General features: G+C 34.8%; 9 protein-coding genes. 7 read left to right on the forward strand and 2 right to left on the reverse strand.

Features of this window, described 5'->3' with window-relative positions:
* The first annotated feature begins 2 nt into the window (after positions 1 to 2).
* The 6 genes from ABD000_RS13695 to ABD000_RS13720 all read left to right on the forward strand — a co-directional run bounded on the left by ABD000_RS13695 (position 3) and on the right by ABD000_RS13720 (position 9,887).
* Positions 3 to 1,670 carry a SusD/RagB family nutrient-binding outer membrane lipoprotein gene (locus ABD000_RS13695; RefSeq protein WP_343768731.1) on the forward strand — a complete coding sequence of 556 codons (1,668 nt, stop codon included), beginning with the start codon at positions 3 to 5 and terminating at the stop codon, positions 1,668 to 1,670.
* Between the two features lie 16 nt (positions 1,671 to 1,686).
* Positions 1,687 to 2,697: a hypothetical protein gene (locus tag ABD000_RS13700; RefSeq protein ID WP_343768733.1), complete on the forward strand. Its 1,011-nt coding sequence runs from the start codon at positions 1,687 to 1,689 to the stop codon at positions 2,695 to 2,697.
* A 78-nt stretch (positions 2,698 to 2,775) separates the two neighbouring features.
* Entirely contained in the window at positions 2,776 to 3,531 is a 756-nt protein-coding gene (locus ABD000_RS13705; RefSeq protein WP_343768736.1) for a hypothetical protein, read from the forward strand.
* 924 nt (positions 3,532 to 4,455) lie between these two features.
* On the forward strand, positions 4,456 to 7,743 hold the full coding sequence (locus ABD000_RS13710) for a SusC/RagA family TonB-linked outer membrane protein (protein WP_343768739.1): 3,288 nt from the start codon (positions 4,456 to 4,458) through the stop codon (positions 7,741 to 7,743).
* A 14-nt stretch (positions 7,744 to 7,757) separates the two neighbouring features.
* Positions 7,758 to 9,362 (forward strand): SusD/RagB family nutrient-binding outer membrane lipoprotein, encoded by a 1,605-nt coding sequence (locus ABD000_RS13715; protein ID WP_343768742.1) that lies wholly within the window; start codon positions 7,758 to 7,760, stop codon positions 9,360 to 9,362.
* Between the two features lie 12 nt (positions 9,363 to 9,374).
* Entirely contained in the window at positions 9,375 to 9,887 is a 513-nt protein-coding gene (locus ABD000_RS13720) for a hypothetical protein (protein ID WP_343768746.1), read from the forward strand.
* Between the two features lie 185 nt (positions 9,888 to 10,072).
* Here the strand turns inward: ABD000_RS13720 and ABD000_RS13725 are convergent, their stop codons facing one another.
* On the reverse strand, positions 10,073 to 10,741 hold the full coding sequence (locus tag ABD000_RS13725; protein WP_343768748.1) for a rhomboid family intramembrane serine protease: 669 nt from the start codon (positions 10,739 to 10,741) through the stop codon (positions 10,073 to 10,075).
* Positions 10,742 to 10,814: 73 nt separating this feature from the next.
* Here ABD000_RS13725 and ABD000_RS13730 point away from each other — a divergent pair, with 73 nt between their 5' ends.
* Complete coding sequence (locus tag ABD000_RS13730) at positions 10,815 to 12,092, forward strand: replication-associated recombination protein A (RefSeq protein ID WP_343768751.1); 1,278 nt, start codon at positions 10,815 to 10,817, stop codon at positions 12,090 to 12,092.
* Here the strand turns inward: ABD000_RS13730 and ABD000_RS13735 are convergent.
* On the reverse strand, positions 12,089 to 12,841 hold the full coding sequence (locus ABD000_RS13735; RefSeq protein WP_343768755.1) for a hypothetical protein: 753 nt from the start codon (positions 12,839 to 12,841) through the stop codon (positions 12,089 to 12,091). The two genes, ABD000_RS13730 and ABD000_RS13735, sit on opposite strands and share 4 nt — an antisense overlap.
* Positions 12,842 to 12,858: the final 17 nt, after the last annotated feature.

The following is a 12,858-nucleotide window of genomic DNA, read 5'->3' on the forward strand; positions in this document are numbered from 1 at the left end:
AAATGAAATTATTACAAAAAACAATCTTTACGTGCTTAGTATTTGCAGGATTAATTTCCTGTGAAACGACTGAGTTAGATTTGCTCAACTCACCTAACGCTTTGAGTCCTGAGCAAGCTGATATTGATCTTTACTTAAATGGTATTGAACGTGATTTTGCTACTTTTTTCGAGCAAGTTACCGAAGAAGGGATGGAAGTAACACGAATACTCCACATGTTCGGTCCTATTTATCAAAATGCTTATTCTCCAGATAACTATAATGCAACGTATACAAATGCGTATGCAAATATATTAGCAGACGTTAGAGCATTAGAACCTGTTGCTGAAGAAGCAGAATTGTATACGCATATAGGTATTTCTAAAATTATTGAAGCCTATGTCATAATAACAATGGTCGATTACTTGGGAGAAATTCCATATTCTGAAGCAATACAAGGATTAGAATTTCAAAATCCAACTTTAGATTCTGGTGAAGCTATTTATGAAGCTATGGAAGCTCTTTTAAATGACGCAATTGTACAATTAGACAGAGACGAAATTTCTGGTGCAGATAGCGACCTGTTTTATGGAGGCGACGAAGATGCGTGGAAAGCTGTTGCAAATACACTAAAATTAAAATTGTATCTGCAATCTAGGCTTGTAGATAATGATGCAGGTAGCAAAATTGAGGATTTATTAGATGAAACTTTAATACTTGACCCCTCCTTAGATTTAGCGTTTCAATATTCTACTACTGATCAAAATCCTGATAGTAGACATCCAATATTTGGAAGAAATTTTGATGTGCCAGCAGATGTTACAGATTACATGTCTAATGACTTTATGTCAAGGGTAAAAGAAGATAATGATCCTAGAACGCGTTACTATTTCTATAGACAATCTTTAAACTTTACTCAAGATCCCAACGAAGCTGAATGTATTACCCAATCTGCCCCGCCTCATTATCCAGCTGGAACACCATTCTGTAATATTGGTGATGGTTATTGGGGTAGAGATCACGGAGATGATGATGGTATCCCACCAGATGGTGGCGTAAGAACCACATGGGGGGCATATCCTATAGGAGGTCCATTTGATGGCAATCAGGGCACATCTATTCCAGGACGAACTGTTGGACTTCAAGGTGCAGGTATATCACCTATCCTATTGAGTTCATTTACTAACTTTATGTTAGCTGAATCGTCCTTGACACTAGGAACATCTGGAGATCCAAGAGATTATTTAGAGACAGGTATAAGAGCCTCAATGGATAAAGTGTTAAATTTTATAGCACCTGATCCAAATGAAATTATAGTAGAGGATGATCCTGATACAGATGAGGATGAAACAGTTTTACAAGGGGCTTTTATTCCAAATAATGAGGATGTTGATGATTACGTAGATCTGATTTTAAATCGTTACGATAATGCTGATAATGAAGGAAAATTAGCTATTATAGTAGAAGAATACTTCAAGGCATTATTTGGTAATGGAGTAGAAGCGTACAATACTTATAGAAGGACAGGTTATCCTGAAGATCTTCAACCAACTTTAACAGAAGATCCGGGAGAATTTATTAATTCTTTCTTTTATCCAAATGAATTAGTGCTACAGAACTCTAACGCTGATCAAAAACCGGGACAAGGTATTCGAGTTTTCTGGGCGGTAAATGGTCCTACTGTTGATTAAATTAAAAAAAAAACAAATGAAAAATTATATAAAATATTTCTATGCAGTACTATTCTTGATAAGTGTAGTAGCTTGTGAAGACGAAGATAAAGATCCTTTCCCTTCATCAAATTATGAAGAAGATGGGGGAGTCTTAAGAACGATAACAGGAAAGGCTAATGAAGTTGATATAGCTGATATTGAAAATTCAATTATTACCATAGAAGTGGAAGCGGAAGCTTTCACAGATCAAGATTTGATCGAATCTATGGACGTCTATGTTGAATTTAGAGATACTTTTGTTGATGAAGATCAAGAGACTCCTGATACAATCGATGATGAAGATATCAGCAAAGCTGAAGTCCTTCTAACCACTATTGATATTTCGGAATTCACTGAAGGACCGAATCAGTTACCGCGTTATGAGTTGAATATTCCGGCTCCTGATGCCATTGATGCTCTTAATTTAAATGATGATTTAGAGAGTGTGGATGGAGGTGATATTTTCAGAGTAAGATTAGCACTCAACTTATCTAATGGAGAAACATATAGTGTGGACAATGTAACCAATAATGTTACTGGTATATTTTTCGACTCGCCTTTTTCCTATGATGCCAATGTTATTTGTGGTTATTCAGAAAATTTCCTAGTGGGCTCATATCAGATGGATTGGATTTCTGGTGTTTTTCCAGCATTTGGCGTGACTCAAACATTTGCTTCTAGGGAAGTTGAAATTATTGCTAACTCTGGAACAAGTCGAACTATTGTTGAAACTACCTATTTAGTTCCTTTCGATTTTACTGGACCATTAGATTTTGATCTTATTTGCGGTAAAATCATCGTGCCGATACAAGAGCTAGGTGGTGGAGTTACATGTGATCAAATTACTACTTTAAGTGGAGGAACCGTATCTCAATTAAACAGTGGTACATTTGATATTACTGGTACTGATGACTCAAGTTTCTCCATGATTATCATTGATGCCGTAGATCCTGCGGGATGTGGAGTCGGTCCTTACGAAGTTGTTCTACAATTTACAAAACTATAAATAGAAGATAAATTGCTTTTTTGAAAACCGCTTGTTTTACAAGCGGTTTTTTTATTATCTTTATTTAAAATTTTTCTTATGAAATATTTGTTAATTTTACTTTTAGTTATTAGTTATTCAGTTCAATCACAAATAGGCCTTGGGGGAGGCACTGCTAATCGTTCTAGTACAGCTTTTGGATTGGAAGGAAATTTAGCTTCTAATTCGATATTGAGGGGACGCAATGTTATTCAAGAAATAATAGATGTAAAAAAACTAAACATAACAGTTGATGATGTAGAGGGTAGTCCTTATATCCCCAAAGAATTTGTGATGGGTAAACTGATATTAGATGGTAAGTTAACTGAAAATAATCTTTTACGTTACAATGCATATGGAGATCAGTTTGAAATCCGCAATTCTGACGGATCCATTGGAGGTATAAATAGAGAACCCTATTTAGATATCATTTTAATGAATGAAACATATTCATGGTTTAAGTATGAAAATGAAAAACAAGAAAAAGAAGAGGGATACTTAAAATCACTTTATGATGGAACTTCTGTTGATTTATTAGCAAAAATTGAAATGGAATTTAAACTTGGAGAAAAACCAAGAACTAGTCTACATCAAGAAATTCCCCATAAGTTTGTGAAAAACCAAAGGCTTTATATTAAATTTCCCGACTCCAATCCGAAAGCAATTAAGGGTAAAGATATAATCAATCATCTAGACTCTGATTATAAAAATGTATTGAAAAAATATACTAAAAAAAACAATCTCAATTTAAAAAACAATTTACCTGATCTTATCTCTCTTCTTGATTATTATGAAAGTTTGAAATCCCCCAAGTAATCACTCCTCTTCCCAATCCATAAAGTTTTCATCCATATCAAAATTTCTCATAAGGGATCACTGTTTTCATCAATGTACTCCTATTCTAATGCATACTTTTATGAAAAGTAAATCCACTTTTACACGAAAATAGCCAGCAGGATTCCTAATAATAGACCCCATAGGTGTATCTCTCACAAAATCTCTAGGTCTTTGGGCAAAATCCCACGATCCAAATTCATCTATCAGATTTTCATGTCTCAAATTGAAGAGGCTATATTGGTGAGGCAGTCTCGTTTTAAATTTTCAATATATAGCAATCAAAAATCTTTCCTTTGGAATTCAAATAGTTTAATGGACGCTCAATTGATGGAGCTTTGATCTATTCCTATCTCTAGTATACTTATTGAAAATAATTCAAAGTTAATAGCTACTTAATGAATTCCTTTTTAACAATGTCTCTAATGACTTATTATTCTATTATTGAAGTTGAATAAAAACTTGTAACACACTATATCCCCTTTTTTATCCTTCAATTCTTTTATCAATAGTCATATCAATTACCTCACCTTTATCGATAATATACAATTTAATCGTAAAGGTTAAACGTCAAGATATTATATCTCATAAATTTCCAATAAATCAAAATCTAAATGAGAAAACTAGAAGACCATATTAGTTCAAAACTATAGTTTAATATAAAAATAAGGACCATAACTGTAAATTAATAGCTTACCTCAACAATTAAAGATAAAAATTAACCGGATTACGCAAGAACTATATTAAGTTCAAAAATCATTTCGCAAGAATGAAAAATTACAATTAATCTATCCGATTTAATTTCCTAAAATAAAATAATTTAATAAAAAAAGAAAATATTTCATAAGTTTTGGTTAATTTCTTTGAAATAATTGAGCTATCTTTATTAAATCTTTGATAATATATATGAAAACAAAACTACTCAAAAAAGTTTGCTTTTTATTATTTCTAGCCATTTCCACCGCATGGGCTCAGGAAAAAAGCATTCAGGGAACAGTTGTCGATAATAACGGTCTACCCCTACCCGGAGTGAACATCGTTATAAAAAATTCAAGTATTGGCACGCAAACAGATTTTGACGGGAATTATACCATTACTGCATCTACAGGACAAACACTAGTATTTTCATACCAGGGATTTAAGAATAAGGAAGTTCAAGTCACCGATGCGAACGAAATTAATGTACAATTCGAAGAAGATGTAGCGATACTAAATGAAGTTGTAGTAACAGCACAGGGAATAAAACGAGAAAAAAGAGCACTAGGATTTGCACAAACTAATGTAGAAACAGAAGAGCTAGAACAAAGACCGAATGCAGATGTAGCTAAAACATTACAAGGAAAAATAGCCGGTGTTCAAATTTCTCAAACGGGTGTAATAGGTGGAGGTTCAGGTATAACTATAAGAGCTAATACCTCAATCACAGGAAACAACCAGGCCTTGTTTGTTGTAGACGGTGTTCCAATAAACTCAGGATCAGATGACGATGGTTTTACCGGGGCAGGTGCAATAGACTCTAATCGACTTATAGATATTGATCCCAACAATATTGAAAGCATGAGTGTTTTAAAAGGACTAGCCGCAAGTGTACTGTACGGAAATCAAGGCAGGAATGGTGTTATTTTGATTACCACTAAAACTGGAAATGCTTTATCCGAAAAGTCTAAAAAATTAAATGTGACATACTCAAATAGTATCTATTTTAATACTATTGCCAATTTGCCGGATTTTCAAAACAAATATGGTAGTGGATTTTATTTGAGTAATTTAAATGGCGCTAATGGAAGTTTCGGACCTGAGTTTGATGGACAGATTGTACCTAATATACTATCTAATAATTCAGCCTTACAAGATTCCTTTCCAGAGTTTTTCGATGACCCCTCAACTCCAGATGTTATTGAAGGAGGAGTCCCTTATAGCGCGACCCCCAATAATGTTGAGGACTTCTTTAGAATAGGATTAGGAAGAAATATTGGTATATCGGTGTCTAAAAGTACTGAAAATATGTCTTTCAGTACAAGTTACAGTAATACCAGTGAAGAAGGTTTTATTCCACTTAATAAATTAAGAAGAGATAACTTTAGCATAGGTGGATCGGTTAAATTAGCGAATAATTTTACTGCTACAGGTACTTTTAATTACGTTATTAATGAAATTGAAGCTCCTCCAATAACTGCAGCAAACGGTGCGAATGCATTCTCCATATTCGAACGCCTATTGTTTATCCCAAGAAATTTTGATATTAATAATCTACCTTTTGAAGATCCTGTTGATGGAAGTAATGTTTATTATTTGAATGCAGTTGATAATCCAAAATGGGTCTTAAATAATTCACTTTCCACTCAAAAAGTAAATCGCTTTTTTAACAGTGTATCTTTGAAATACGACTTCAATGATCATATCAACTTAACCTATCGTTTAGGATTGGATTCTTTTAATGAAAGACAATCATTTTATGTAAATAGAGGATCAAGTGATGGTAATGCTATATATGCAAATGGGTATCTTAGAGTTCGCTATCTTGAGCGGCAACAATGGGATCATTCCCTTATTTTAACTTCAAATTATAAACTTAATGACGACTTTGGACTTGCAGTTATAGCAGGAGCCAATAGTAATAGAAGAACAATCTTTAGAGAAGGAACAATTTATCAAGATCAAGTGTTGAGGGATAATTTTAGACCATTCAATTTTGAAACAGTAAGCAATATAGATCCTTTTACAGGAACTCAAATTGATTTTGAAGAGGAAATAAATATTCTAGGGGTATATGCACAGTTGGAGTTTGACTACAAAAACTTCGCGTATCTAACTCTAGCCGCAAGAAATGATTGGGGTTCGTTATTGGAGGCAGAGGAAAACTCTGTATTCTATCCAAGCATATCTGGTTCTTTTATACCAACCACTGCATTTTCAGATATGAGATCAGATTTTCTATCATATTTAAAATTAAGAGGGAATGTTGCATCTGGTGTACAATTTCCTGATGATGCATACACGACTAGACCGGTACTTTCAACGAACAGCAATGCGTTTGGAACTGGCGGGGTAGTAACTCAAAGCGTAAGCAATTTAGTCCCTAATAGAGACTTAAAGGCTGCCACTCTAGTAGATTACGAAATTGGTATTGAATCTAGATTTATTAAGAATCGAGTCAGTCTCACTGCGAATGCTTATCTTAGAAACATTAGTGATCAAATATTCCAACAGGAAATAGGAGCAGAAACGGGAGCTACATCTACATTTGTCAATATTGGAGAATCAGAAACAAGAGGACTCGAAATTGAACTTGACATTAATCCTATTCGTACGGAAAATTTTAGATGGGATCTTAGTTCAAGATTTTTTGCATATGAAACCGAAGTTTTAGAACTCCCAGAGGGAATCGACCAACTAGCAATAGGTGGATTCACCGATTTAGGAAATTTCGCAATAGAAGGAGAACCCCTAGGTGTTATTGTGGGATCATTTGCCGTAAGAGATCAAAATGGTAATTTAATCATAGATCCAAATAATGGTGAAGTTATACCAAATTCAGCCGTTGGATTACCTGATAAAATAATCGGCGACCCCAACCCTGACTGGACTAATACCTTAATTAATACATTTTCTTACAAAGGTCTATCTCTATCTGCACAGTTAGAATATAGACATGGAGGAGATATTTACTCCCTCACGGCGCAAAATTTATATTTTAGAGGAGTAGTGGACATAGAAGGTATTGACCGAGACTTTTACGCTTCTGCTATTCCTGGAGTATTAGCACAAACAGATGAAAATGGTAATATTCTTACAACAACTAATCAAGAGGGAGAAATAGACGGTGTACTTCTACAGCAGGGAGGTGATGGAAATCCAATCGAGAATAATATATTACTCCCTTATGAGGACACTATATTCAACAATCTAGAACAAAATGCAGCCGAAAATATTTTTGACGGCTCACTAATAAGACTAAGAGAATTGTCCATGTCTTATCAATTACCTGCTAAATTATTGGAAAAAACACCCTTAGGTTCTCTAAGTCTTAAGCTTTACGGTCAAAACTTATGGTTTGACGCGATTAATTTTCCAGATGCCTTAAATTATGATGTAGAAGTTGGTAGTACAGGTGTAGGGAACGCAAGCGGATTAGATTTCCAAACCTCTCCTTCAGCTAAAAGTGTAGGATTCGCAATCAAAGCAAGTTTCTAATTTAAATGCACATTATGAACAATAATATTAAAATAGGCCTAACGACAGTCGTAGTGATATTAACAGTTTTGCTAAACGGGTGTGAAACTACAGAATTAGACGTACTAGATGATCCTAATAATGTCAATCCTGAAGAGGCTAATCCTGATTTCTTAATCAACCAAATTCAGCTAGATTTTAATTCTTTTATTGGCCAAGTGAATGGGATAGCCATGGATTATTCACGAATGACCCATCTCTTTGGAGAATATTTTTTTGATCCGGCAGGTTTAAATACTGCTTGGAGGTTAGCTTATGCAGATGTTTTTGAGGATACAATTCTATTAGAATCCGTTGCAGAAGAAAGAGAGTTTTATACGCATGCTGGAGCAGGACAAGTAATGAGAGCATATACACTGGTTACCTTAGTTGACCTTTTTGGTAAAGTGCCTTTCTCAGAAGCAAATGATGTGAGTATTTTAAATCCAAAAGTAGATGAAGGGGAAGATGTCTATGCAGGAGCTATGGTCACGTTAGATGAAGCGATTTCCAATTTAAGTATAGAAAATGCTCCACCAATTCAAGAGGACTTATATTTTGGAGATAATAGTCGACAAAACTGGCTTAAACTCGCTAACTCATTGAAATTGAAAATGTTGGTTCAAACAAGATTAGTCAATGAAGAGGCTTCAAGAGATGGTATTAACGATTTACTAAATGAGCCAGATCTTCTTATTGAAAACGAGAACGAGGACTTTGCTTTTCAATACCTTACCGTTTCAACTCCCAATGATAGCCGTCATCCATCTTTTGTTGCTAATTATAATAATGGTTCAACAAGCTTCATGAGTAATAACTACATGAATATTTTGAAGAGTTCAGATGATCCCCGATTACGATATTATTTTTATAGACAAAGAACTCTTGATCCCCCAAATAATGATTTGCCCTGTATCGATTTGGAATTAGAGCTTTGTTATATTGGCGATGGATATTATGGGAGAGATCACGGTGACGGTTCATTCACTACGAATGGAATGTTCAATAGAAATACTACCTGGGGTGCCTATCCCGTTGGAGGAAGATTTGATGATAACTCAGCCGATAGAACAAATCCAGAGGATGGTGGTCAAGGAGAGGGAATAAGACCTTTACTCCTATCCTCTTTTGTCGAGTTCATGAAAGCTGAAGCTGCTTTAACACTTGGAACAGTAGGTAATGCGAGAGAATACTTAGAAAACGGAATTAGAAAATCTATAGACAAGGTTATTCCCTTTGGAGATCTCAACGAGAATTCAGACACAGACTTTACACCCTCTCAAGATGAAATTGACAATTTTGTAAATACTATTTTAAACGAGTACGATGACCCTGCAAATTCTGAGATAGAGAAACTCGATATTATTATTACGCAGTACCACATTGCGCTATGGGGTAATGGAATAGAAGCTTATAACAATTACAGGCGAACCGGTCTACCAAGTGCTATACAAGGAACACAGGTCATTTTATCAACGGGTGCTTTTCCCAGGGTTCTGCAGTATCCTGCCAGAACAGTCACTTTAAATAATAACATTAGCCAACAAAATATTACAAATCAGGTGTTTTGGGATAATAATGATGAAAATTTTATTGATTAAAAATCCAAAAGAATGAAAAATAAGCTAACAAAACTGTTTGTCCTTCTAATTTTTATAGTATCATCATGCGAGGATGACGAAAAAACCGGATTAGAAGTGTTAGAAAATGCCGCTATCGTAACTTTTGAAGTAATTGATGAAGATATTAATATTAATCCTTCAAACATACAGGATTTTAAGGCTGTTATTGACGCCTATCAAGATGTGGAGACTTATTCTCTTAGTGTAAGTAGAGTCTCTCAGGGTGTATCATCAGATACTATTCCTTTTAATACATATCGTAATTTTCCTTTAGTGTTAAATATCTCTATAGAGGATTTGGCTAATACCTTTAATATATCTGCAGATGATATCATTGAAGGCGATGAATTTGATTTTGAAGGAACTACCGTAGCTTTTGATGGCACAACATATACCTTTCAAAATTTTGATGATGGAAGTGGCTTCATACCGGGAGTCTCAAGTTTACAATTTAATTCTGATGGCTATCGTTTTAGTATAGAAATAGTTAATGAAGAAGACTAACATGTGATATCTATTTTTATTTAGCAATCTCTTAAAATAAGTTAAGCCCTTTATTTATGACCTTTTAAATCTTAATTACGAGAATATTTGGTCTAGGAGTTTTTTATTTTAATGTATATAACAGTATAAGAGAAAAAATAATCACAGTAGAATAAGAAGAGTTTAATTCCTTTATAAATAATAAGTTACTCCTCCTCCCACTCCACAAAGTTTCCATCCTCATCAAAATGCCTCATAAAAGGATCCTTAGTCTCATCGTAGGACTCTAATTCCCACGCATACTTTTTTGCAAACTCAATCCTATCTCTAATAAAAATGGCTAAAAGGATTCCTGATAGTAAACCGGATAAATGCCCCTCCCATGAAATCTTAGGATCATAAGGCAAAGTTCCCCAAATTAAACTCCCGTAGAGAAAAACAACTATAAAGGACACCGCCGCCAAGCGATAGTTCCTTGCCCAAATTCCTTTAAAAAATAAAAAACCTGCCAGCATATAGATTATCCCACTGGCACCTATGTGTAACGATGCTCTACCAATAATCCAGGTTAAAAGCCCCGTAAGAATATATCCCAGTACAAAAACCCTTAGAGACACTCCCCGGTAAAAATAAAGTAAAGCACTTGTTAATACTAAAATGGGCACTGTATTGTGCCATAAATGTGTGAGGCTTCCATGGATAAACGGACTACATAAAATTCCAACAATACCTGATAATCGCCTTGGATAAACTCCCCAACTATTGAAGTTAAGATGAAATCGCACTTCAACCCAATACACCAACCACATCAGTAATACAAATAACGCTGGCAATAGGATAACCTTAGGGGGTATGATAGGTATTGATTTTTTCACGTTTGAAGATAGTCAATAAACATTCCGATTTTGAGAAGGTGAAAACTTGTCATAGAAATGCTATTTTTACGAGATGAATCAACCCCTTGCAGAACGACTTAGACCTAAAACCCTTCAAAACTATTTAGGGCAATCGCATTTGGTAGACTCTAATGGAGCATTATACCATCAAATCACCGGTGGGAACATACCCTCTATCATTTTATGGGGTCCACCCGGAGTAGGAAAAACGACCCTAGCCAACATTATCGCTTTAGAAACAGACCGACCCTTTTATACCTTAAGTGCCATAAATAGCGGAGTCAAAGATGTTCGCGAAGTCATTGAAAAAGCAAAAAAGTCTGAAGGTCTTTTTACCACTAAAAACCCTATTCTCTTTATTGATGAAATTCATCGGTTTAGCAAATCACAACAGGATTCTCTGCTAGCCGCAGTAGAAAAAGGCTGGGTAACCTTAATTGGTGCTACAACAGAAAATCCCAGTTTTGAAGTAATCTCTGCGCTGCTTTCTAGATGTCAGGTGTATGTCTTAAAACATTTTGAACGTGAAGAACTTGACAAACTTCTTCGAATCGCTATTCAAAAAGACATCCTTTTACAAAAAAAGAAAATTACCCTTAAAGAGACCGAAGCTCTGCTTCGGCTTAGTGGTGGCGACGCCAGAAAATTACTCAATATCTTTGAATTAGTCGTTAATTCAGTGGTTTCAGAAGAAATTGTAATCACCAACGAGTTAGTTTCCGCGAAAGCGCAACAATCTACTGTATTATATGACAAAACAGGTGAACAACATTATGACATTATTTCGGCTTTTATAAAATCCATTCGAGGCAGTGATCCTAATGCTGCGGTTTATTATCTCTCCAGAATGATTGAAGGTGGTGAAGATGTTAAATTCATTGCACGTAGAATGATCATTCTAGCCAGTGAAGATATTGGAAATGCAAATCCTACAGCTCTAGTTATAGCAACCACAACCTTTGAAGCTGCATCTTTGATTGGCTTTCCTGAGTCGCGTATTATTTTAAGTCAATGTGCAGTTTATCTGGCTACCTCTCCAAAAAGTAATGCAACCTATATAGCTATCAATGAAGCACAGCGAAAAGTCAAGGAAACCGGTAATTTGCCCATTCCTTTAGAAATAAGAAACGCACCCACCAAGCTGATGAAAGACTTAGGATATGGTGAAGGTTATCAATACGCTCATAACCATGAAAATAACTTTGTGGAGTTTAATTTCTTACCTCAAGAAATAAGCGGCACAAAATTTTATGAACCCGGCACCTCGAAGAGGGAGGATCAAATCAGATTTTTTTTAAAAGAACGCTGGAAGAAAACCTATCGCTACTAATTTTTTACGATATACATTAATGTAACCAGCTTACCGGTAGCTTTATCTAAATACTCAACGACAATATCCTTTTTACTACTAAAATTAGCTACTCCCTGAATATCGCCGTCAAAATAAATATAATTACCAGATTCTGTTTGAATCAATTTTATTTCTTCATCTTCACCACTAGGTTGTAGCACGAAACCATCTTCTATTTTCTTTAGATTGTAGACCTGATCTTTGTGTTTATACATCAAATTCTCTGATTGATCTAGACTTTCATTACTTGCATCATCAGAGGATAGTGTGCCAAATGATTTTTCTACAATACCGTTATAGGAGTATGACAAAATGGATAAAGATTCGAAAGCCCGTTTGAGCGCTTCTTGATATGCCTCTTTATATGCTTTCTCCTTGCTTCTTCCTTCATCCGAAGAATATACCGGCATACCATTACAGTCACGTAATTTTATTTTAATTTTAGTGACAAATAAATTAGAATCTTCTTCAATATCTGCATAAAGCGCCAAACATTTTTCGTCTTTTAAATCTTGGGGTAGAGGCTGATCATCTAAATATGCGTCAAAACCATTTTGCTTAAATAAATAAGCAGTCATATAATTTAATCTAAACTGATCTCTTTCTTTTAAGAAGTCAAATTTCGAAGGAACTACCACATACTTGTAATTGTCTACATCTTGAGCATAAATTTTACATCCAAAAAAGTTTAGTAGTATAAATAAAATCAGATAATTAATTTTCATCATATTGTTTTTTAGTATTC

This window comes from Gangjinia marincola (genome assembly GCF_039523415.1).
Taxonomy (GTDB): domain Bacteria; phylum Bacteroidota; class Bacteroidia; order Flavobacteriales; family Flavobacteriaceae; genus Gangjinia; species Gangjinia marincola.